Origin of the sequence: Rhodanobacter sp. T12-5 (assembly GCF_008329435.1) — a bacterium.
Lineage (GTDB): Bacteria > Pseudomonadota > Gammaproteobacteria > Xanthomonadales > Rhodanobacteraceae > Rhodanobacter.
The window spans coordinates 771226-793991 of record NZ_NPKN01000001.1; the positions used below are offsets into that span (position 1 = coordinate 771226).

Here is a 22766-nt window from a genome sequence, read left to right on the forward strand (position 1 = left end):
ATGACAGCGCTGTCATAGGGGCCGATCCTACTGCGAAATTTCACGATTGGCTTGTTGCTGCGCAGCAAAGCGGGGAGGACGGGAAATGGCACGTATTCAGAAGATTCTGGTGGTGGGCGGCGGTACGGCCGGCTGGCTGACGGCCTGTTACCTGGCCAAGGCGCTGAACAGCGCGGCCCCGGGCAGCATCCGGGTCGAGCTGGTCGAGTCGCCGAACATCGGCCTGCTCGGCGTGGGCGAGGCCACGTTCCCGTCGATCCGCGGCACCCTGGCCGCGATCGGCCTGGACGAGCGCCGTTTCCTGGTCGGCGCCAGCGCGACGTACAAGCAGGGCATCCAGTACGTGAACTGGGTGCGCGCGCCCGGCGAACCCGGGCCGGACCGTTTCTTCCACCCGTTCAACCAGCCCAGCCAGCGCAGCGGCAGCCCGGAGCTGCTGCCTTACTGGCTGCTCGGCGGCGCACCCGCGGGCACGCGGTTCGCCGAAGCGGTGAGCATGCAGGCGCACGTGGTCGAGCATGGCCGCGCACCGAAGCGCGCCGGCGATCCCGATTACCAGGGGCCGCTGAACCACGCCTACCACTTCGACGCCGCCTGCTTCGCCGCCGTGCTGGCCGAGCATGGCCAGAGCCTGGGCGTCAGGCGTCACCTGGCTACGGTGGAACGTGCCGAGCTCGACGAATCCGGGGCGATCGCGCGCATCGTCACCAGGGAAATCGGCGAGCTGAGCGCGGACCTCTACGTCGATTGCACCGGCCTGCGCGGCGCGCTGATCGGCAGCGTGATGCAGTCGCCGTTCCACAGTCGGCGCGACGTACTGTTCGCCGACCGCGCGGTGGCACTGCAGGTGCCGTACCCGCGTCCGGACGCGCCGATCCTGCCGTTCACGCGCGCCACCGCGCAGGAAGCCGGCTGGATCTGGGACATCGGGCTGCGCAAGCGGCGCGGCATCGGCTACGTCTATTCGTCGCGGCATACCGACGCGACCCGCGCGGAAGCCGTGATCCGCGATTACGTGGGCGATCAGGCGGCCGGACTCGACGCGCTGCACATCAAGTTCGAGACCGGCCACCGGCCGGAGCACTGGCGCCGCAACTGCGTGGCGGTGGGCCTGGCCGGCGGCTTCGTCGAGCCGCTGGAATCCACCGGCATCGCCCTGGTCGAACTGGCCGCCTACCTGATCACCCACCTGCTGCCAGGCGACGTCGACGACATGGAACGCACCGCGCGCCGTTTCAACGAAATGATGGTCGCGCGCTACGAGCGCATCATCGACTTCATCAAGATGCACTACTGCCTGTCGCAGCGCCGCGACCACGCGTTCTGGATCGACAACACCGATCCCGCCAGCATCCCGCAGACCCTGCAGGACCGCCTGGCGCTTTGGCGCCACCGCCCGCCGCACCGGCTGGACTTCGTCACCGACCTGGAGATGTTCCTGCCGGCCAGCTGGCAGTACGTGCTGTACGGCATGGAATTCAAGACCGATCTCGAACCGATGCGCAGCGCCTATCCGCAGATGGAGGCGGCGCAGCGCGAGTTCGCGATGATCCGGCAGATGGCCGGCCATGCGTTGAACGACCTGCCCGACCATCGCGCGCTGGTCGAGCAGCTATGTCGCGAACATGCCGAGCGGGTCGGGCAGGAAGACAGCGAGACCGCCGAACGTGTTGCGTGATCCCGGCGTAGCCGAACGTGCGATGCATTCGTCGCAGGAGCCCGCTCGCGGGCGATGGTCTTGTTCCGATCCACCCGAATGGAGATTCAGGGCAGGAGCATCGCCCGCGGGCGGGCTCCTGCGGGGTGGTTTCATGTGGTCGTCGCGGCTTCATACGTCCTGGCCCTGAAAGGGATGGCCGTGGTGCAAGCCGCCTCAACGCAGCTCGATCACCACCAGCCCCTGCACCGGCACGTCGATCGCGAGCTTGCCGTCGCGCACATCGATCGTTTCCGGCGCGGCCAGCTTGCCGGCTTCGCGCAGCTGGGCGATCTGCTGGCGACTGGGGAAGTCGGGGCGGCCCATCTGGTCGAATGCAGCGACGGCGTTGCCGTGGGTTTCATCGAGTCGCCAGACGGTGGCATGAGCGTCGGCCGGCAGGTGGCGCATGTCGAGGCTGAAGTGTTTCGGCGTGCCGACGGGTCGGCCCGGCGTGTAGCTGGCGGTGTTGCCGACGGGCGGAGCGTAGTTCCATAGCGCGATGACCACGGTGCCGTCGGCGCGCCTGGTGACCAGGGCCGAATCGGACTTCACCGCGAGGCGCGTGCCGCCGAGCTTGTGCAGCATGGCGAATGCGTTGAACGCGGGCTTGTCGATGCGGTCGGCGGCGATCAGGCCGAAGCCGCCGTAGAACGGGTTGCGCACGATACCCTGTTCCTCGAACACGTCGGAGAACGACCAGTAGCTCATGATCTCGACCTTGCCGGCGCATTCGCGGATGGTGTTGGCCATCCACGGGCCCATGAACACGGTGTCGGTGACGTTGGGCAGGTTGGCGTAGCTGGCGTTGTATTCGCTGAACACCAGCGGCATCTTCGGGTAGGGCGAGGCGGCGATTTCCTTGTGCACCTTGTCCACGGCACGGCAGACCATGTCGGCGCGCGGGATGTTCTCGCTGGTGTGAAACACGTTGTCGGCGGTGTCGTCGCCGTAGACGTGGGTGCTGACGAAATCCACCGGTACGTTGTCGTCTTTCGCATGCTTGAGAAAGGCCGGGATCCACGCGGCCTGCGCGGTGCTGGGGCCGCCCACGCGCAGGCGCGGATTGACCGCCTTGAGCGCGCGCACGGTGTGGTCGTACAGGGTGAAGTAGGTGGACTGCGCCGGCGTGCCGGTCCAGAAGCCGATGTTCGGCTCGTTCCACACTTCGAAATACCAGCTCGCCACCTCGTCGATGCCGTAGCGCTCGACCAGGTGCCTGGCCAGTGCGCCGATCATCGCGTCCCACTCGGCATAGTCCTTCGGCGGCGCGACGTTGGGCTGGTACCAGAACGCCTGCAGCGCCTTCGGATCGGAGGTCAGCTCCGGCGGCATGAAGCCGAGTTCGACGAAGGGTTTGACGCCGTGTTCGAGCAGGCCGTCGTAGATCTGGTCGATGTAGGAAAAGTTGTAGGAGATGCGGCCCTGCGCGTCGCGCTGCACCAGGCCCACGTCGTGATCGAGGATGCCGTGGAAGCGGATATAGCCAAAGCCGGTGGCCTGGTGCACCGCGTCCAGATCCTTGCGGTAGTCGTCGCGCAGCGAGAGCGCGGCGCGGCCGGAGCCGAACATCTGTTCCCAGAAGTGCGGGAACGCCACGCCCTTCGCGCTGGCGTCGATGCGCAACTGGGTGGTGGTCGCCGCGGGCGGCGCGGCGCTGGCCGCACTGGTGAACAGCAGGGCGGTGGCGCAAACGGCCAGGGCCAGGTTGCGTAACTGTGCGGAAAGAGTCATGGCGGGGTCCTGTTCGACGCGTGGTGTGGCCCGGGAAGGAGTCGGGCAAGGCCTGCAACCATCAGGATGTAAACGTTTACATCGAGGTGGAGTTTCCTACACGTCGGGGACCGAGTCCAGTCATCCGCCACCGGGATTCCGTGGGGTCGAAAGCGATCCCGCGGCGGCGGGGCGAATCCGCCCCGCCGCCATGAAACCGGCCTACTGGGCCAGGATCGCCCCGTAATGGCCGTTCACCGTCACGCTGACCTGGCCGTTCTGCACGGTGTACTGCGTGCCCGAGATCAGCTCGGTGAGATGGCTGCCGTTGGTTACGCTGAGCTGCCACACCGGCACCGTGATGGTGTGCGAGACGCTGTCGTTGTTCAGCGCCACCGCGATGCGGTTGGTCGCGTCGAAACGGCCATAGGCATACAGCTTGTTGGCATCGTCGGTGAGCAGGGTCATGAACGAGCCGGTGCGCAGCGCCGGGTAGGCGTTGCGGATCGTGGTCAGTTTCTGGGTCAGCGCCACCGCGCTGTTGGTGATGCTGCCGGTGCTCCAGTCGAAGGTGCGCCGGTTGTCCGGGTCGGCGCCGCCCTGCATGCCGTACTCGTCGCCGTAGTAGATCGTGGGCGTGCCGACATAGGTCATCTGGAAGAACAGGGCGAGGTAGGTCTTCCAGATGTCGCCGCCGGCGCGGTTGCCGAAGCGGGTGATGTCGTGGCTGCTGAGGAAGTTGCTCATCGCCTGTTGCACGTTGGTCGGGTAGTTCGCGCGGGTGCCGTGCAGCCAGCTGTCGAACTGCGAGACCGGGATGCTCGCCGCGTTGCCGCCGTAGTCCTTGCCGGTGATCCACTCCGACACCGGCTGGGTGAAGCCGTCGTAGTTCATCGCGCCGTCCCACTGGTCGCCGCCGCTGGTCCATGGACCGGCGTTGCCCCAAAACTCGCCGAGGATATCCGCGTTGGCGTTGACCGATTTCACCGCGCTGCGCAGCTCGGCCATGATCTGGTGGTTGGTGGCGTCGCTGCCGTTGCCGCCGCCGGCGTCGAGGTACTGCGCCGCGTCGAGGCGCCAGCCGTCGATCGAATAGGGCGACTTCAGGTAGGTCTTCACCACCGAGCTGGTGCTGCCGTAGATCGCGTTGCGCACCACCGAGCCGCTGGCGCCGTAGTCCAGCTTGGGCATGCTGGAGAAGCCGAAGAAGGCCGAGTAGGTATTGGGCCAGCTCTGGAAGGTGTAGTAGCCGTAGGTCGGACTGGACTGCGACTCGTAGGCGCCGGTGATGCTGGTCCACCAGTTGTAGCGGTCGAACCACTTGTGGGTGTCGCCGGTGTGGTTGAACACGCCGTCGAGCACCAGGTAACCCTTCGGTCCGTTGCTGGTGCTGTGGATGTCGGCGCTCAGCGTCTGCAGCGTGCTGTTGCTGCCGAACGCCGGGTCCACCGTCATGTAGTCCTCGGTGTCGTACTTGTGGTTGCTCGGCGAGAGGAAGACCGGGTTGAGATAGATGATGTCGGCGCCGACGGTGTTCTTGATGTAGCCGAGCTTCTGGTCGATGCCGACCAGGTCGCCGCCGAAGAACACGGCGGTATTGCAGCCGCTGACGTTGGCCACCACGCTCGACCCCCAGGCATGCTTCTCGGTGGCGCAGCCGGCGTAGGTGTACTGGCCGTTGCCGACGTCGTTGGCGGTGCTGCCGTTGTAGAAGCGGTCCGGGAAGATCTGGTACATCACGCCGTTCTTCATCCACGCCGGCGTGGTGAAGCCGGGCAGGATGAAGAAGTCGCCGGAGGACGGCTCGGCGGAAGTGATGCCGGCGGCATTGAGCCAGGCGGTGGCGCTGCCGTCGTTGATCTGGAAGCGGTAGTACTTCTTCGAGGCGCTGGCCGGTACGGTGCCCTTCCAGTAGTCGAAGTTGCCGGTGGGGTCGTTCGCCGTCCAGCTCATCGCCACCCAGTGGAATGCGCCGTCCGCGCTGTCGTAGTACTTGATGTTGGCGCTGCTGATGTCGCCCTTGAAGGTGCGCAGGGTCAGCGTGACCGCCTGGGCGGAGGTCGGCTCGACGTGGTTGTCGTAGAGCGGGCCTTGGTCGTGGAACAGTCCGCTCCATTCCACGTTGTTGTCGTTGCTGGAGGCCCGCGCCTGATCGTGCAGGGCGGGCAGGGCGTAGAGCGCCAGCGCGGCGCCGAGTGCATACGCCATTGTGGATTTCGAACCGTGTTTCGCGTTGCCTTGGTGGCTCATCGAACATCCCTCCGCAGGTGAGTGGATACGCTGGTCCGAGGTGCACGGTGGTGCGCGGGACCGGATGCCCTGTGGGAGCGGCCTCAGTGGCGATGCCCTGATTGACGTCTTGCAAGAGCATCGCGACTGAAGTCGCTCCCACGGGAACTTGTGGGCTGGTTTACTGCTGCATGTCGAGCGTGATATTCGTCGCCTGGGCCGCTGCCACGCGGACCCAGGTGACATCGCCGTAGCGATCGGCGCCACTGGCCCAGCCCTCGCCGCCGCTGCCTTCCAGCGCGTCGAGGCTGTCGAAGAATTTCAGCGCGCCGTCGACCTTGCCGGCGGTGCCGCCGTGGATCTTCAGCAGGTAGAACTTCAGCGCCGGTTTGAAACTGCCGCGAGCGGCACCGATGTCGAACTGCACGATGTGGCCGCGTCGCTGCACCGCCAGCGACTGGCTGAAGTACATGCCGTGTTCGTAGTCGTAGGTAGTGCCGTCGTCGTCGTAGTAGTCGAACTGCGTGCGCCGGGCGGCGGGAAACACGTCGACGTCGAGCTGGGTCACCGGATGTTCGCCGACGTAGTCCATCACCGACTGGGTCGGGATGATCGCGCCGTCGCGGATGAACAGCGGAATGTCGCTCCAATGTTTGCTGTCCACCGCCAGGTGGATGGTCTGGCCGCCGTTGTAGACCTTGCCGCTGAACCAGTCGGTCCAGCGTCCGGACGGAAGGTAGATGTCTTTCGCGGTCTGGCCTTGCGCGACCACCGGCGAGACCAGCAGCCAGTCGCCGAACAGCCAGCTGTCGACGTCGTTGCGCACGTGCCGATCGTGCGGCCAGTCGAACAGCAGCGGGCGCACCAGGCCGAGGCCATCGACGTGATGACGGTGGGCGTAGCTGTAGATGTATGGGATCAGCGCGTAGCGCAGACGTATCGCAGCGGTTGCGGCCTTCTCCGCGACCGGGCCGTACACCCACGGCTGGCGCTTCTGGCCGAACTCGCCGTGCACGCGGAAGATCGGCGTGAATGCGCCGAACTGGATCCAGCGCGCGTAGTTCTCCGGCGTCGGCGTGCCGTCCTTGAAGCCGCCGCCGTCCATGCCCCATTGCATCGCGCCCACGTCGATCGCGCTGAGCATCCGCGCGCGCTGGCCGGCCATGCTGGCGAAGCCGGTGGGGATGTCGCCGGACCACAGGCCGTAGGCGTAGCGCTGCGAGCCGAGCCAGAAGTTTCGGTTGATCGACCACACGCGTTCGTTGGAGACGGCGCGCTGGCTGTCGTAAAGCGCCCGCTGCATGTTCATGAATTCGGTGTCGCTGCCGGTGGTGTCCGCCTCGTCGTTCCACCAGCCGACGAGGCCGTGGTCGTAGCCATATTTGACTGCCAGGTCGCCGAACCAGCGGCGTGCGGCGGGCAGGTCGAAGTCGATGTTCTTTACCGGCTTGTGCGAGAAGTAATCGTCGCTGACCGCTTCGCCCGGCACCCAGAAATCGTGGGCGCTGGCGTAGCGTCCTTCCACCGTATCGACGTGGATGCGCGGCTTCATGATGCCGGCCAACCGGATTCCGCGAGCGTCCAGTTGCTTCTTCAAGGCGCCGCTGGGGCCATCCGGGAACTTGGTGGCATTCCAGCGGAACTCGCCGTAGTTGTCCTCGCCCCAGGCCTTCCAGTCGAAGTCCAGCGTGATGTTGTCGATCGGAATGTGTTTGGTGCGGTAGGTGTCGACGATCTGCAGCAGCTCCTTCTGGTCGATGCCCCACTGGCTGTTGGTGAAACCCATCGCCCACTTCGGGAACAGCGGCGACTGGCCGCTGAGCCGGGCCAGCGAGGTGAAGATCCGGGACGGCGTACCGAGCAGGATATAGACGTCCGGATGGGTGCGCCCGGTAGCGCTGGCGCCGACCGTGCCGGGTTGCAGCTTGAACGTGGCGCCGTCGCTGTCGAGCAGGATGCCGTAGCCGGCGGTGCTCCATACAAACGGTGCGCCGGCATGGCCTTGCTCGCCGGCGTCGGCTACCTGGTTGCCCTTGCGCAACAGGCCGGCGCTGGCATCCTCGGTCGCGTTGTAGCCGCCGATGCCATACAGCGGGTCGGACGCGGCGTGGTGGGCAATCAGTTTGCCGTGGTCCAGTGCAGCGATGTCCAGACGCAGCAGCGGATGCTGTTGTGCGTCGTCGATCCGCAACTGCCGGTGCTGCGGATCCCAGCGAATCGAGCCCTGTTCGGTGGCAAGCTGCGGCATGCCTGCGCTGGCGTCGCGGCGGACCGCGTCGAACGCCGGCAGATTGAGCGCGGGGTCGAGTACCAGCGCGGCCGCACTGGCCTGTCCGTCGGGCTTGAACTGGACATGCACGATGCCTGCCGCAACGAACTGGACGTCCAAACGGTTGGTGCCGAGGTCGATCGTGATGGCATGAGTGGACGTGCGTGCCACGGTGGGGTCCTTCGGCGGCGGTGATGTGGCGGCGGTCGCGCCGAGTGGTGCCAGCGCGAGGCCGAGCCACCAACTTGCGGCCATCGCGAACCGGATGCGGCGTGTCGATCGATTCATTTCCGTCATTCCATCACTCCCGCGATGCTTTGATTTCCACGGCTGTCATTCCGGCGCAGGCGGGAATCGCTTTTGAGCAAAACTGCCGGTTGGCACGCTCTCGTCACGCAATCGGATGCTGCCGGCAACGCGCGAAGCCAGTGCGATTTCCGCCTGCGCGGGAATGACGATGGGGGGACGAGGCACTTCGCAGCCTGGCTGCTCATTGCAGTACCGCCGTCGCGTAGGCCGGTATCTCCAGCCGGCCATGCTGCAGCGTGGTGCCGGGTTGGCTGTGCAGCAGCACCTTGCTGAAACGGCTGTCGTCCAGCGCTACGTCCTGCGCTTGGCCGGACAGGTTGTGCAGTACCAGCACGTGGCTGTCGGCGTCGTCGAGCTGCCATGCGGCGATGTGCGGGTTGGTCATGGCGTACTCGTGGATCGCGCCGTCGCGCAACGTGGGCACCGCGATGCGCCAATGGATCAGCATCGTGTAATAGCGCAGCAGCGAGTCGTCGGCCTCTCGCTCGGCATCCACCGAGACGGCGGGGCCGTCGCCGGCGCTGAATGTCTTCCAGCGCGTCTCGCCCGCGCCATGCGGGTCGCGATGCCAGCGCATCGGTTCGCGCAGGTCGGGGTCGGGCTTCTTGCCGCGCATGCCCAGCTCCTCGCCGTAGTAGACGAACGGCTGGCCGGGCAGGGTGAGCAACATCGCGGCGGCCATGCGCATGTGCTGCGGGTTGCCGTCGAGCTGGCTCATCACCCGTTCCTGGTCGTGGTTGGACAGGAACGGCGCATCCACGCCCGACTTGCCGGCGACCTTGCGGTAGGCGGCATCGGTGCGCGCGAGCAGGGCGCCGAGTTTGCCGGCGCGTTCGTTGCGCGCGCTGTCGATCAGCTGCACCGCCAGCGGGAAGTCGAACACCGCACTGAGCGGCTTGAAATACGGCGCCAGCGCTTCGGCGGAATCGCGGGTCACCTCGCCGACGACGTAGGCCGCGGGATTGACTGCATCCAGGCCGCGCCGGAATTCGGACCACCAGGCAAGGTTCTTCTTGAGCGTCAGCGGATTGTCCATGTCCGCCTTGAAGTCGTAGTAGATGTGCTGGGCGGCATCGAGACGGAAACCGTCGACGCCCTTCTTCAGCCAGTACTGGCCGAGTTTGACCATCTCCTTGCGCACCGCCGGCGTGTCGTAGTCGAGGTCCGGCATGTTGGCGGAGAAGTCGCCCAGGTAGTACGCATCGCCGAGTGCGTGCCAGCCCTGCGCGCCGGCGGCGTCCGCGGCGTGCAGGTCGGTATGCGGGCCGGCCCAGCTGTACCAGCGGTGATACGGACTGGCGGGATCGCGCGCGGCCTTGAACCACGGGTGCTGGTCGCTGGTGTGGTTGATCACCAGGTCGATGATCACCTTGATGTGGCGCTTGTGTGCTTCGCGCAGCAGCCGTTGGAAATCGGCCATCGTGCCGTACTGCGGATTGATCGCGTAGTAGTCGGTGACGTCGTAGCCGTGGTAGCTGGGCGAGGGGTTGATCGGCATCAGCCAGATGCCGCTGACGCCGAGCGACTTGAGGTAATCGAGTTTCGCGGTGACGCCGTTGAGATCGCCGATGCCGTTGCCGTCGGTATCGACCCAGCTGCGCACGAAGATTTCGTACCAGACGCCGGAGGATGCCGGCCGGGATGACGGGTTCGCCGCAGGCGCCGCCGTCGCGGGCAGCATCGCACAGGGGGCCAGCAGGACGAGCAGGGCAAGCAAGGAACGACGAATCATCAGGGTCTCCTGCGGCAAGCGAAGAACGGTCCGGCGCACGGCCTGCAGCTTTCGTACTGCCGGTGTCTGTCGAGGCAGGTCAACTGTCCGCCTTGAAATGGCGGGCGATGAATTCGGCATGCTCCGGCATGGTCGCCACGGCGCGCTCGACCAGGGTGCGTATGTCGGTGAGAAAGCCGTCGAGCTGCACCTGCGACAGTCCGTCGGCGAGCGGGTGATAGCGGACCGGCTGGATGCCCTGGCCGATCATCACCTGCAGCCAGCCCATCGGGGTGAACAGTTCCTCGCCGTCGCGAAAGACGTGGCCGCTCTGGCGGAACAGCTCGATCCGGTGCGCCAGGCCCTCGGGCAGTTCCATCGTCGCGCATTGCCGCCAGAACTCGGTGTCGTCGCGTTCGGTGGCGTGGTAGTGCAGGGCGATGAAGTCGCGTGTGCGCTCGTATTCGAAACGGGTCTGCCGGTTGTACTCGGCGACCAGCGAGGGGTCGAAGTTCTTGTCCGGAAACATCGTCAGCAGGCGGCCGACGGCGGACTGCATCAGGTGGATGCTGGTCGATTCCAGCGGCTCGATGAAACCGCTGGCCAGGCCCATCGCGATGCAGTTGCGGTTCCACACGTTCTTGCGCATGCCGGTGTGGAAGCGCAGCTGGCGCGGCTCGTCCAGCGCCGGGCCTTCCAGGTGCGAGAGCAGGGTGGCCGTGGCCTCGTCGTCGCTGACGTGGCGGCTGCAGTAGACGTGGCCGTTGCTGTCCAGGTGCTGCAGCGGAATACGCCATTGCCAGCCCGCCTTTTGCGCACTGGCCTGGGTGTATGGGCGGATCGTGTCGCCGTGTTCGCTGGCGATCACCACCGCACGATCGCAGGGCAGCCAGTGCTGCCAGCTGTCGTAGCCGGTCTTCAGCGCGCCCTCGATCAGCAGGCCGCGGAAGCCCGAGCAGTCGATGAACAGGTCGCCGGCGACGGTCTCGCCGCTTTCCAGCCGTATCGATTCGATGAAGCCGTCGATCTCGCGCAACGCCACGTCGACCACCTTGCCCTCGGTGCGCACCACGCCGCGTTGCTCGGCATGCCGACGCAGCAGCTGGCCGAACCGCGCGGCGTCGAAGTGGTAGGCGTAGCGGATGCCGGTGAGCGGACTGTCGCCGACCTTGTCCATGCGCGCGAAACGGTTGAGGTTGGCCGCCTGTGCGTTGATCGAGTACGCCCACAGGTCGGGCACGGAATTCCCGCGGCGGCTGGCCGCTCCGGCGCTCGCGTCACTGGTGCGTTCCTGCAGGTCGCGCAACCAATAGTGCTGGAAGCCGGCCAGGCCCAGCGGCAGGCCGACGTCGCTGAAGGCGTGCAGGTAGGTATCGCCGATCCGGCGCCAGTCGTTGAACTGCACCGCGAGCTTGATCGTGCCGCGGCTGGCCTTGAGCAGTTCGTCCTCGTCGATACCGAGGAACTTGCTGACGTGGCGTATCTGCGGAATGGTCGCCTCGCCCACGCCGACGATGCCGATCTCGCTGGATTCGACCAACCGGATCTGCACCTGCGAGCCGAGTGCCTGGGAAAGCAGTGCCGCCGTCATCCAGCCGGCGGTGCCTCCGCCGACGATGACGACATGGCGGATGCGTGGATCGTTCATGTCATGGCTCCTGCGCATGCCGTTTTCGTTCTCGCGCAACCACGGTCGCGGATGCGCGGATCAGGAAAAAAAGCCCCGCTGGACAGAGCGCAGCGGGGCATCAGGGGAGTCACATTTGGTGGGGCTTACTGGAACTTGTACGACACGCCGATATCGAACCGGCGACCGTAACGCTCCCACGTCTGCACCTGGCGGGGATCGTTGTTCTGGTAAGTGATGAAGGTCTTGTTGGACAGGTTGGAACCCTGCGCGATCAGGGTCAGGCCCTTGAGCGCGCCGCTGTCGAACGAGTAGCTCACCTGGGCGTCATAGCTGCTGCCGCCCTTGATGGTCTGCTCGATGCGCGAGGCGCTGATGCCCGACACCTCGCCCAGGAAGCTGGAGCGGTAGCTGTCGCTGACGCGGGCCTCGAAACCTCCGTGCTGGTAGTAGATCGTGCCGTTGGCGACCCACTTCGACAGGCCTGGCACGGTGATCGGGTTGCTGTTGCCGGCGAAGACCAGCGAGCTGTTGGTGCGGTTGCCGGTGAGGATCATGCCGAAACCGTCCAGCGGCTGCGCGATCAGGTTGAACGGCAGGTTCAAGGTGAGCTGGGCGCCCTTCACATAGCCGTGGCCGTCGTTGGTCGGGCCGGAGACGATACCCAGCGGCGTGCCCAACTGGGCTTGCTGCGCCGGCGTCAGACCGAACGGCAGGAACGAGCTGAAGTCGTACAGATAGGCCGCGTTCGGGTTGATGTAGTCCGACAGCTTGAGGTAGTAGCCCGACAGCGCGACATAGCCACCGCCACCGCTGCGGCAGACGTCCGAGTTCTTCGCGTCGCTGGCCTTGCACTCGTACCCGTTGCCGCCCGAGAAGTAATGCTCGTAGCTGACGTTGTAGTTGTCGGCCATGGTCGGCTTGAGCTTGGCATTGCCGCCCGAGGCGCTGAAGAAAGCCTGGTTCGGATCGGTCGACGTCAGGTGCGTGATGTTGCCGCTCACCCCGAGGCTGGCGTTCATCTGATCCATGCGCGGGCGAGCCAGGGTACGTGCGGCGCTGACGCGCAGGTCGTCGTTGTCGCCGAAGCCGAAGATCAGGTTGGCGCTGGGCAGGAACTTGGTGTAGCTGGTACTGCCGACTACAGGAATCAGCGTGATCGCATTGCCGGTGATCGCACTGCCGGGTGCAACGCGCTCACCTTCCGCGCGCTGCGAGGTGTGCTGCGCCTGTGCGCCGACGTTGCCGCGCAGGCTGACGCCGCCAAGCTGGGTGTCGAGGTTGAACTGGAAGTACGGGGTCAACGTCTTCTCGCGCACCTTCCAGTTCGGCGGCATCGACAGTGACGAGCCGAAGGTGGGCACCTCCTGCAAGGTGCCGTTCCTGATCAGGTCGAACGGGTTGTAGCAGGTCTGCGCACCGACACCCATCCACGACAGCGGGCTGCAGCTGCTGCCGCTGAACGGCGCGGTCTCGACGGCATTGCCACCGCTGATCGTGCCGCCGCCCAGGGTCAGGAAGCTCTGGTCGATGTTGTAGGTCTTGTTGCGGGTGCTGTGCGCCACGCCGAACTCCACGCTGGAGAACGGACCGTTGGAAAAGCTGCGCTCGACTGCCAGGTGCAGGTTGGCCAGGTAGTCGACGGTGTGCGGCGCGTTGATGAAGCCCGCCTGCACCACGTCGTTGCCGCCGCCCCAGCCCTGCGGATCGGTCAGCACCATGCCGTTGCTGTAATCCAGTGACGGGGTGACGTAGAACAGGCCGTCGTTGCGCTCGACGAAACCGAGCGTGTCCCTGGCGCCGTTGTTCGCGCCGAAGGCGGTGCCGGAATAGCTTTCGAGGTTGACGTCGCGGCGGGTGGCGCGCGAGTAGTTCGCGTCGAGATCGGCCGACCAGTCCTCGTTGATGGTGAACTTGTTGTCCCAGTTGAAGTTGTAGACGCGGGCGCTGGTGCTGTTGTAGTCGTTGCGAATGACCGCCTTGACGCCGTCGTAGGTGCCGCTCTGCACGAAGCCGTTCTGCACGTTGCCGCCCGGCTGCAGTGTCGCGTTGCCCCAGAACAGCGGGAACTCCATGCCCTTGGCCTGCTGCACTTCCTTGAAGTTGTCGTAGGTGAGGTCGACGGTGCCGGTGTAATGCTCGTTCGGCTGCCACTGCACGGTGGCCAGCAAGCCGCGACGCTTCATCGAATCGGAGATGCCGTAGTTCTTCGAGCCGCCGATCACGGCGTTGCCGTCGGCGTCGGTCGGATAGCCCCACGGGCCCTGGTGCTGGATCTGCGACGGGTTGGATTCGATGTCCACGCCCAGGGTGACGCCGAGGGTGTGGTTGGCGAACTGGTTCACCCACACGCCGTTGAGGTTGTAACCCTTGTCGCTGACGCCGGGGCCGTTGGCCGGCTGCGACATGCTGTCCCAGATGTAATGGGCATTCACCGCAGCCTCGGGGCCGCTCTTTTCCAACGGGCGGATGGTGTGCATGTCCACCGTGCCGGTGAGGCCCTGGCCGATCAGGTTGGCCTGCGGGGTCAGGTGCACCACCACGTTGTCGAACCAGCTCGAGGGGTACTGGTCAAACTGCACGTCGCGGTTGTTGGATGTGGAGACCTGCTGGCCGCCGTTGACCAGCGCGGTGGAGAAGTCCGGGCCGAGGCCGTGGATGGTCAGCACCTGCGGGCGACCGCTGACGGTCTGCACCGCCAGGCCGGGCAGGCGGCCGAGGGTGTCGGCGATGCTCACGCCGGGCAGTTTGCCGATCTGCTCGGCGGAGACGGCCTCGACAATGCTGGAGGCATTGCGCTTGAGCGCGGTGGAGTTCTCGATGCTGCTGGCGAAGCCGCTGACCTGGACGGTCTGCAACTGCTTCGCCTTGGCTTTCTCGGCGCGCGTCTTGGCGTCGGGGGTGGTGGTGTCCTGTGCCGGCGGCACATCCTGGCTGGTCGCCTGCGGGCTGTTTGCCGGGCCAGGCTGCGGCGTGGCCGCGTAGGTTGCGGAGGTCGCGCAGAAGCCGACCGATGCCAGTGCCAAGGCAAGCACATTACGTTTGAATATCACCGTTATCCCCTCCCAGGGTTGCGCGTCATTTTTGTAGTGGGTTGTGATCGTTGCCCCAAACATCTTTGCCGGACGCGTCTGGCGTGGCCGTCAACGTGGGCCATGGTAGGGCGGCGATTCGCGGCCGAAGCTTTCCTGCATACGTATTCATTGTGTTGCTATGCATCGCAAACGCGCCTCGAAGGTCTTGCGCTGGTTGCGCTTTCGCGAGTCGTTGCCGGCGCGCCGTTGCCGACGGCAGACCCTGCCGTGCTAGTGTTTCAGCGTGGCTGCGGCAATTTCATTTGGACGTCCAAACGACATGGGTAAAGAAAATGTTGCGTTGCGATGAAGGTTGCCCATGAATACGTATGCAGTGTCGCAACCGGTCAACGTACAGCCGCTAAGCTGCTGGAAAGCCATGACAGCGCCGTCTTCGGGCGGTTCGCTGCGACTGGGCAGAGAACCCACAGGAACTTGCGAATGAGTGATGCACCCTGGTGGCGCGGAGCCGTCACCTATCAGATCTACCCGCGCAGCTTCCAGGACACCGACGGTGACGGCGTGGGCGATCTGCCGGGCATCATCGAACGGCTGGACTACGTGGCCAGCCTCGGCGTCGATGCGATCTGGATCGCGCCGTTCTTCCGTTCGCCGATGGCGGATTTCGGCTACGACATCGCAGATTATCGCGACGTCGATCCGTTGTTCGGCACGCTGGCAGATTTCGACCGGCTGCTGGACAAGGCGCATGGCCTCGGCCTGAAAGTGATGATCGACCAGGTGCTCAGTCATACCTCGGCCGAGCATGCGTGGTTCCGGGAAAGCCGCGAGAGTCGCGCCAACCCGAAGGCCGACTGGTACGTGTGGGCCGATGCGAAGGACGACGGGAGCGCGCCGAACAACTGGCTGTCGCTGTTCGGGGGCTCGGCCTGGCAGTGGGAGCCGCGCCGCGGGCAGTACTACCTGCACAACTTCCTGACCTCCCAGCCGGACCTGAATTTCTACAACCCCGACGTGCGCGCGGCGATCCTGGACAGCGTGCGCTTCTGGCTCGACAAGGGCGTGGACGGCGTACGGCTGGACGCGATCAACTTCTGCTTCCACGACCGCCGGCTGCGCGACAACCCGCCCAAGCCGAAGGAGAAGCGGGTCGGCCGTGGCTTCAGTCCGGACAATCCGTACGCGTTCCAGTATCACCACTACAACAACACGCAGCCCGAGAACCTGACCTTCCTGGCCGACCTGCGCGAGTTGATGGATCGTTATCCGGACGTGGCCGCGCTGGGCGAAATATCCTCGGAGGATTCGCTGGCGACGATGGCCGAATATACCCGGGCCGGTCGCCTGCACATGGGTTACAGCTTCGAGTTGCTGACTGCCGATTTCAGCGTGGCGCACATCCGCGGCACGGTGCAGACGCTGGAAGCACAGATGACCGAAGGCTGGCCGTGCTGGGCGATCTCCAACCACGATGTCGAGCGCGTGCTGACGCGCTGGGGGCGCGGCCAACCGTCGCCCCAGCTTGCCAACCTGCTTACCGCCATGGTCTGTTCGCTGCGCGGCTCGGTGTGTGTCTTCCAGGGTGAGGAGCTGGGCCTGACCGAGGCGGAGCTGCCGTACGAGGCCCTGCAGGATCCTTACGGCATCGCATTCTGGCCGCAGTTCAAGGGTCGCGACGGGTGCCGCACGCCGATGCCGTGGAGCGACGCTGATGCGCACGCCGGTTTCAGCCATGGCATGCCGTGGTTGCCGATCCCGCCGGAGCATCGCGCGCTGGCGGTGTCGCGTCAGGAGGGCGATGCGGGTTCGGTGCTGAACGGGTTTCGCACGTTCATGCACTGGCGAAAATCGCGGCCGGCATTGCGCTGGGGCGACATCCGCTTCGTCGACACCATCGAGCCGGTGCTGGCCTTCACGCGCAGTCTGGATGGAGTCTCCGTATTGGTGGTTTTCAATCTTGCCAGCGCCGCCACCGAGATCAGCCTGCCGCCAGGATTCGACCAGGCGCAGCCGCTGGACGGCCACGGCTTGCTGCAAGGCCATCGACATGGCGACCGGTTGCGGCTGCCCGGCTACGGCGTATGGTTCGCACGCGTGGACTGAGCGTCATGACGTTGCCACGATCGACATGGCTGTGCGTGCTGCTGCTTTGCGGCGTCGGCATTGCCAGTGCGAACCCGACGTCTCGTGCGGATCACGCGTCGGCTGGCCAGGTTCCGTCGGTCGGCTGGAGTGCGCAGGCGCTCCAGCTCGACGCGCGCGCCTTCGCGCCGGAGCGGATCAAGCTCACGATCTATCTGCCACCCGGTTATGCCAGCGGCGCCGCGGCCAACCGGCGCTACCCGGTGCTGTATGCGAACGACGGCCAGGACATGGCCGCCGTGGGTCTGCAGGCGACCCTGGCGCAGCTGTATGGCGAGCATGCGATCGAGCCGATGATCGTGGTGGCGATCGACATGCTGGCCGACCGCGCCAGCGGCTACGGCCTGTCCGATCGCGCCAGCTCGCGCAGCCTCGTCGGCGGCTCGCGCATCGGCCCGATCGGTACGCGCGCGCAGGACTATTCCGCGTGGGTCGCCACGGTGCTGGTGCCGTATGTCGACGCGCATTACCGCACACGCAGATCCGCACATGCACGCACCATGCTGGGGTGGTCGCTGGGTGCGCTGAATGCGTTCAACCTCGGCTGGCAGTATCCGGAAGTGTTTGGCCGGGTCGGCGCGTTCTCGCCCTCGTTCTGGCTTGCCGCCGATCGCAGCGATGCCGCGTCGGTGCAGCGTACGCGGCTGGCCCAGGCGATGGTCGACCGCGGCGGCAAGCGCGCCGGCATGAAGATGTGGTTCGCGGTGGGCACGGCGGAGGAAACCAGCGACCGCGATGGCGACGGCATCAACGATACCGTCGACGACGTGCAGGATCTGATGGAAGGCTATCGCGGTGCCGATGGTTTCCACGCGCGCGGGCTGAAACAGCTCGGCTATTCGATCGACATGGATGCCGCGAAGCATTCGTCATCGGATGCCGACGCGGTGTTGTTCCTGTTGCCGGGCGGCGTGCACAACCAGGCTTCATGGAAAAAGATGCTGCCGCCGTTCTTGCTGTGGGCCTACGGCAGGCATCCGGTCAAATAACGTAGGAGCCCGCTGGCGGGCGATGCTTTGCTGGTTACATGGCAAAGGCATCGCCCGACAGCGGGCTCCTGCAAGAACGCGGTTGCGGGGTTACTTGCGCTCGGCGGCCGTCTTGTCGCGGATACCGCGGAATTCGGAATCCTTGCTCCAGTCCGGCCACTGGTCGGAGTTCGCCAACTGGCTGCCCACGGTGTAGAGCAACTGCAGGTCGCGCGCCATGCCGGTGAACGACCAGCTTGCCTGCCATTCGTCGGACGGCTGGTGGTAGTGCTTGGCGGTGTATTCCTTCTCCGCCGCCTTGCCGGCCGCGAGGCCGCCGTCGACCAGGTCGTTGCCCGAGCCGAACGACACTGCCGGCACGCCGCGCTTGGCGAACGAGAAGTGATCGGAGCGGAAGAAGTAGCCGGCCTGCGGATTCGAGTCCGGCGTGTAGACCATGCCGTACTGCTTCGCGTCGGCGATCATGTCGTCGAGCAGACCGAGCTTGGCGCTGCCGGAGATGGTGAAGTTGCGCGACGGGCCATGCGGGTCGAGCGCGTCCATGTTGATCACGCCGGCGGTGGTGGCCAGCGGATACAGCGGCTTGGATGCGTAGTACTCGGAGCCGAGCAGGCCCTTCTCTTCGGCGGTGACGTTGAGGAACACCATCGAACGCTCCGGCTTCGGCGCGTGCGCGAAGGCGCGGCCCAGTTCGATCAGTGCTGCGGTACCGGTGGCGTTGTCGACAGCGCCGTTGTAGATGCGGTCGCCTTTCGCGTCAGGCTGACCGACGCCCAGGTGATCCCAGTGCGCGCTGTAGATCACGGTCTCGTCCGGGCGCTTGCTGCCCTCGATGCGACCAACGACGTTGTGCGAGGTGATCACGCTCTTGTCGACCTTGAAGCTGGCCGACAGGGTTTCGCCCTTCAGCTCGACCGGCTTGAACGCGCGCGTCTGCGCCTGCTTCTTCAGCGTGTCGAAATCCAGCCCGGCGTGCTTGAACATCTGCACGGCGAGGTCGCGCTGGATCCATGCCTCCAGCGGTACGTGCACGCTGGACGGGTTGTCGCGCACGATGTCGAACATGGTGTTGGTGTTGGAGTTCTTCACCGTGGCCCAGCCATACGAGGCCGGCGCGGTTTCGTGGATCACCAGCAGGCCGAGGGCACCCTGGCGGGCGGCTTCCTCGTACTTGTAGGTCCAGCGGCCGTAGTAGGTCATCGCCTTGCCGCCGAAGTCGCCCTTGCCGGTTTCGAAGTCGGGATCGTTGACGAGCACCACGGCGATCTTGCCGTGCAGGTCGACGCCCTTGAAGTCGTCCCAGTGGCGCTCCGGTGCCTCGACGCCATAGCCGACGAAGACCAGTGGCGCATTCGCGATCGCCACCGAGGTCGAGCCGTCCATCGGTGCGCGTACCGCGATCTGCTGGCCCTGGGTCAGCGCCTCGGTCTTGCCGCCCATGGTCAGCGTGAGTTTCGGCGTGCCGATGATTTCGGTGCGCAGCAGCGGCACCGCCTGGGTCCAGCTGCGCTTGCCGTCGACCAGATCGCCACCGGGCTGCAGCCCGGCATCCTTCATCTGTGCCACCACGTAGTCGATGGTTTTCGTTTCGGCCGGCGTGGCCGGGCCGCGGCCTTCGAAGGCATCGGAGGACAAGGTCTTGACCTCGTCGGACAGCCGGTGCGGATCGAATGTCGGCGCCTGGACCGCGGTGGCCATCAGGGCCGACGAGATGGAGAGCGCGAGAGTACAGAGGATCAGTCGTTTCACTGGCAGCTACCTGTGGGGGGAAGGGATGAACCTCCCCGATACTAGTGAGCTGCCAGCGTTCGGTCCAGCCAGCGCCATCGGCGCCGGCTGGCGAATGGCCGACATCGAGCAAGCTGCGGTGTCGGATGCGTGACTCGTCGTTGGCGACTAGTCGGTACCGATCACCTTGCCGCTGCGTGCATCGACTCTCAGCTTGACGTCGTTGCCGGCGGCGTTGTCGGCTTTGGCCTTCCATATGCCGTCGTCGAAATCCACGTCGTGCACGTGCGTGTAGCCCTGGGATTCCAGCGAGGCGCGCACGTCCTGCTCGCTCAGCTTCGAAACGAGTTCGTCGGGATAGACCTGGCCGGTCTTCGCGTCGATGCGCAGGTGCACCCGGTCGCCGTTCGCGCTTTTCGCCTTGGCGTGCCACATGCCATCCGTGAACTTCAGGTCATGCACCTTGGTGTAGCCCTGTGCGGTGAGCTGGCCCTGCACCTGCGGCTCGGTCATCGCCTGTTGTGCCATCGCGATGCCGGATGCACCCAGCGAGAGCGTGCCCAGTGCCAGTGCAAACGTCAGTGACGTGATCTTTTTCTTCATGGAACGTACCTCGTTGCCTGCGGGAAACGCGAGTCTTGGCCGGGCCGTGCAAACGTGCGGTGAACACGAGCGGCGAGGCTGAATCGCGGCTGACGTCAACGAAGCGCGGGCACTGCCTGTGCTACATAGGCAGGCGATCGTGAGCGGCTTCGGCTGCCGCGTTCAAACCGTGACTTCATCCGATCGAGGACGCCCATGACACGAATGCCGCGCTCCGGCCTCTTGCTGCTGATCAGCGGCTGCGTGTTCGTACTGCTGGGTTTGACCCTGGTCATTGGCGGTGCGCGTCTGCTGATGCTGGGCGGCTCGCCTTACTACCTGCTTGCCGGGCTCGGCATGGCCGTCAGCGGCGCGCTGCTGATCGCGGGTCGGAGCGAGGCGCTGTGGCTGTATGCGCTGTTGCTGTTCGGCACGACCGTGTGGGCACTGGCCGAGGTGCGGCTGGACTGGTGGCAGCTGCTGCCGCGGCTGGATGTGTGGTTCGTGCTGGGGTTGTGGTTGGCGCTGCCGTTCGTCAATCGTCGTTTGCGTGTGATGCAGGACGGTGGCGACGTGAAGTGGCGTGGTGGGTGCTGGGCGCTTGGTAGCGCGCTGGCGATCGCCGCCATTTTCGGTATCGCCGCGCTGCTGCGCAGTCCCCAGGATCATCCAGGAGCGTTCGCCGCGGCCCGCATGGAGGCGAGCGGCAGCGTCGCATCGCCGTTTGTGGCAGCCGGTGACTGGACGGCTTACGGCCGCTCCGGTTATGGCGACCGACATGCACCAGCGCGGGAGATCACGCCGCAGAACGTGCAGCAGTTGCAGGTGGCATGGACGTTCCACACCGGCGACTTGAAGGGCTCCGATGATCCGCGGGAAACCGCCAGCGAGGTCACGCCGTTGAAGGCCAACGGCATGCTCTACCTGTGCACGCCGCAGCACGTCGTGATCGCGCTCGACCCGGATACCGGCAAGCAACGCTGGCGCTACCGCCCGGAAAGCAGCCGGCAATCGACGCATCGTCGGCCCGCTGCCTGCCGCGGCGTGGCGTATCACGACTCGGGCGCCTATGTCGGCACTGCCGCGGCGGCGTGGTTGCCCGCGCCGGCCGCGTCCAGCGCAGCACCGAGCGCACCGCGCGTGGTGCCGAAAGGCGCGGTGGCGATGTCGAGCATCCGTTTCGACGAATGCCCGCGCCGCATTCTTGCGCCGACCGCCGACGCCACCATCGTGGCCATCAATGCCGATACCGGCCAGCCGTGCGGGAGTTTTGGGGACCACGGCGTCATCGGTCTGGATGGAGACCAGCCGATGCGCAAGCGCGGCTTTCTCGACCCGACCTCGCCACCGCTGGCAACCCGGCATGTGCTGATCGTCAGCGCCGCCGACACCGATGGCGCGGACACCGGCGTGATTCGCGGCTACGACATCGACACCGGCAAGCTGTTGTGGAACTGGGATCCGTCGAACCCTGCGGAAACCGCACCAGTCGCGCCGGGTCAGACCTCCGTGCACCATTCGCCGAACTCCTCGGGCGTGTCCAGCGTCGACGAGAAGCTAGGCCTGGTCTACGTCCCGATGGGCGGCCAGACGCCGCGCGCGCGTGGTGGTCGGCGCGATTCGCCGGGCGAGCGTTTCGGCAGCGCGATCGTGGCGCTGGACATCGCCACCGGCAAGCTGCGTTGGGTCTACCAGAGCGTGCATCACGATGTGTGGAACCTCGGGCCTGGCGGTCAGCCGAGCCTGGTCGATCTGGATACGCCGCAGGGCAAACTGCCGGCGCTGATCGCCGCGACCCGGCGCGGCGACATCTACGTGCTCGATCGCCGCGACGGCAAGCCGATCGTGCCCGCACCGGAACAGCCGGTGCCGCAGGGCGCAGCGACGGGGGACCATCTGGCGCCGACCCAGCCGTTCTCCGCGCTGTCGTTCCAGCCACCGACATTGCGCGAGCGTGACATGTGGGGCGCCACGGCATTCGACCAGCTGATCTGCCGGATCGATTTCAGGAAATTGCGCTACGACGGCATCTTCACGCCGCCGTCGGCACAGGGCTCGTTGATGCATCCGGGCGGTTCCGGTGTCTTCGATGGCGGCGGCATCAGTATCGATCCGCTGCGCCAGCTGGCCATCGTCAACCCGAATGACATGGCCTTCGTGTCGCGGCCGATGGCTGGAGCCGGCTTCGCGACGGACCCGCATCCGCTGCTGTCTCCGCTCGGCATCCCCTGCCAGGCGCCGCCCTGGGGTCATGTCGCGGCGGTCGACCTGAAGACCATGCAGCGCGTGTGGATGCACAGAAACGGCATCGTGCAGGGTCGCCTGCTCTTTGGCATGGCATTGCCGCTGGGCGTGCCCAGCCTTGGCGGCCCGCTGAGCACCGGCGGCGGCGTGGCGTTTCTCGGTGGCACGGCGGACGACTACCTGCGCGCTTATGACGTGCGCACTGGCCGGCAGTTGTGGCAGTCGCGCCTGCCAGCCAGCAGCCACGCTACGCCGATGAGCTATGTGTCGGACCGCAGCGGCCGCCAGTACGTGGTGGTGATGACCGGTGGTCGCGATCGGCGGGGCACGACGATGGGCGGTTCGCTGGTCGCATACGCCCTGCCGGGCAGCCCCGCCGCGTCGGCATCGACGGGTTCACGGTAAACCTGCGCAGCTTTCGGCCGCTATAGCCATATGATGCGCCTGCCCGATCCGGGCCGAAAGACGCGGGCCGGGCTGGCGGCGACGCCT

The 22766-nt window shown here is 65.8% G+C and carries 12 protein-coding genes; 4 read left to right on the forward strand and 8 right to left on the reverse strand.

Annotated elements, in window-relative coordinates:
• Positions 1–85: 85 nt before the first annotated feature.
• Positions 86–1678 (forward strand): tryptophan halogenase family protein, encoded by a 1593-nt coding sequence (locus tag CIW53_RS03240; RefSeq protein ID WP_149363247.1) that lies wholly within the window; start codon positions 86–88, stop codon positions 1676–1678.
• A gap of 195 nt (positions 1679–1873) precedes the next feature.
• Here the strand turns inward: CIW53_RS03240 and CIW53_RS03245 are convergent, their stop codons facing one another.
• The 6 genes from CIW53_RS03245 to CIW53_RS03270 all read right to left on the reverse strand — a co-directional run bounded on the left by CIW53_RS03245 (position 1874) and on the right by CIW53_RS03270 (position 14607).
• Positions 1874–3430, reverse strand: a complete 1557-nt coding sequence (locus CIW53_RS03245; RefSeq protein ID WP_149363248.1) for a glycosyl hydrolase family 39 — start codon at positions 3428–3430, stop codon at positions 1874–1876.
• Positions 3431–3631: 201 nt separating this feature from the next.
• Entirely contained in the window at positions 3632–5659 is a 2028-nt protein-coding gene (locus tag CIW53_RS03250) for a glycoside hydrolase family 13 protein (RefSeq protein ID WP_149363249.1), read from the reverse strand.
• A gap of 160 nt (positions 5660–5819) precedes the next feature.
• On the reverse strand, positions 5820–8195 hold the full coding sequence (locus CIW53_RS03255) for a TIM-barrel domain-containing protein (RefSeq protein WP_242451751.1): 2376 nt from the start codon (positions 8193–8195) through the stop codon (positions 5820–5822).
• A 202-nt stretch (positions 8196–8397) separates the two neighbouring features.
• A complete protein-coding gene (locus CIW53_RS03260) occupies positions 8398–9948 on the reverse strand; it encodes an alpha-amylase family glycosyl hydrolase (RefSeq protein WP_149363250.1) in 1551 nt (516 codons plus the stop codon).
• A gap of 79 nt (positions 9949–10027) precedes the next feature.
• Positions 10028–11575 carry a tryptophan halogenase family protein gene (locus tag CIW53_RS03265; protein WP_149363251.1) on the reverse strand — a complete coding sequence of 516 codons (1548 nt, stop codon included), beginning with the start codon at positions 11573–11575 and terminating at the stop codon, positions 10028–10030.
• Between the two features lie 125 nt (positions 11576–11700).
• The gene (locus tag CIW53_RS03270) at positions 11701–14607 is read right to left on the reverse strand and encodes a TonB-dependent receptor (protein WP_149363252.1); all 2907 of its coding nucleotides are present in this window, start codon (positions 14605–14607) and stop codon (positions 11701–11703) included.
• A gap of 462 nt (positions 14608–15069) precedes the next feature.
• Between CIW53_RS03270 and CIW53_RS03275 the strand changes: the two genes are divergently transcribed.
• Both CIW53_RS03275 and CIW53_RS03280 read left to right on the forward strand, forming a co-directional pair.
• Positions 15070–16692, forward strand: coding sequence for an alpha-glucosidase family protein (locus CIW53_RS03275; protein WP_149363253.1), 1623 nt, complete (start codon positions 15070–15072; stop codon positions 16690–16692).
• Positions 16693–16697: 5 nt separating this feature from the next.
• Positions 16698–17720 carry an alpha/beta hydrolase-fold protein gene (locus CIW53_RS03280; protein WP_149363254.1) on the forward strand — a complete coding sequence of 341 codons (1023 nt, stop codon included), beginning with the start codon at positions 16698–16700 and terminating at the stop codon, positions 17718–17720.
• Between the two features lie 90 nt (positions 17721–17810).
• Here CIW53_RS03280 and CIW53_RS03285 read toward each other — a convergent pair whose 3' ends face one another.
• Positions 17811–19469 carry a M28 family metallopeptidase gene (locus tag CIW53_RS03285; protein ID WP_149363255.1) on the reverse strand — a complete coding sequence of 553 codons (1659 nt, stop codon included), beginning with the start codon at positions 19467–19469 and terminating at the stop codon, positions 17811–17813.
• A 147-nt stretch (positions 19470–19616) separates the two neighbouring features.
• The gene (locus tag CIW53_RS03290) at positions 19617–20051 is read right to left on the reverse strand and encodes a PepSY domain-containing protein (RefSeq protein ID WP_149363256.1); all 435 of its coding nucleotides are present in this window, start codon (positions 20049–20051) and stop codon (positions 19617–19619) included.
• Positions 20052–20246: 195 nt separating this feature from the next.
• Here CIW53_RS03290 and CIW53_RS03295 point away from each other — a divergent pair, with 195 nt between their 5' ends.
• Complete coding sequence (locus tag CIW53_RS03295) at positions 20247–22679, forward strand: PQQ-binding-like beta-propeller repeat protein (protein WP_149363257.1); 2433 nt, start codon at positions 20247–20249, stop codon at positions 22677–22679.
• Positions 22680–22766: the final 87 nt, after the last annotated feature.

Bases quoted from the DNA above. Each gene is read 5' to 3' on its own strand.
- CIW53_RS03240 (WP_149363247.1), top strand. From the start codon at position 86: ATGGCACGTATTCAGAAGATTCTGGTGGTGGGCGGCGGTACGGCCGGC.
- CIW53_RS03245 (WP_149363248.1), bottom strand. From the start codon at position 3,430: ATGACTCTTTCCGCACAGTTACGCAACCTGGCCCTGGCCGTTTGCGCC.
- CIW53_RS03250 (WP_149363249.1), bottom strand. From the start codon at position 5,659: ATGAGCCACCAAGGCAACGCGAAACACGGTTCGAAATCCACAATGGCG.
- CIW53_RS03255 (WP_242451751.1), bottom strand. From the start codon at position 8,195: ATGAATCGATCGACACGCCGCATCCGGTTCGCGATGGCCGCAAGTTGG.
- CIW53_RS03260 (WP_149363250.1), bottom strand. From the start codon at position 9,948: ATGATTCGTCGTTCCTTGCTTGCCCTGCTCGTCCTGCTGGCCCCCTGT.
- CIW53_RS03265 (WP_149363251.1), bottom strand. From the start codon at position 11,575: ATGAACGATCCACGCATCCGCCATGTCGTCATCGTCGGCGGAGGCACC.
- CIW53_RS03275 (WP_149363253.1), top strand. From the start codon at position 15,070: ATGAGTGATGCACCCTGGTGGCGCGGAGCCGTCACCTATCAGATCTAC.
- CIW53_RS03280 (WP_149363254.1), top strand. From the start codon at position 16,698: ATGACGTTGCCACGATCGACATGGCTGTGCGTGCTGCTGCTTTGCGGC.
- CIW53_RS03290 (WP_149363256.1), bottom strand. From the start codon at position 20,051: ATGAAGAAAAAGATCACGTCACTGACGTTTGCACTGGCACTGGGCACG.
- CIW53_RS03295 (WP_149363257.1), top strand. From the start codon at position 20,247: ATGACACGAATGCCGCGCTCCGGCCTCTTGCTGCTGATCAGCGGCTGC.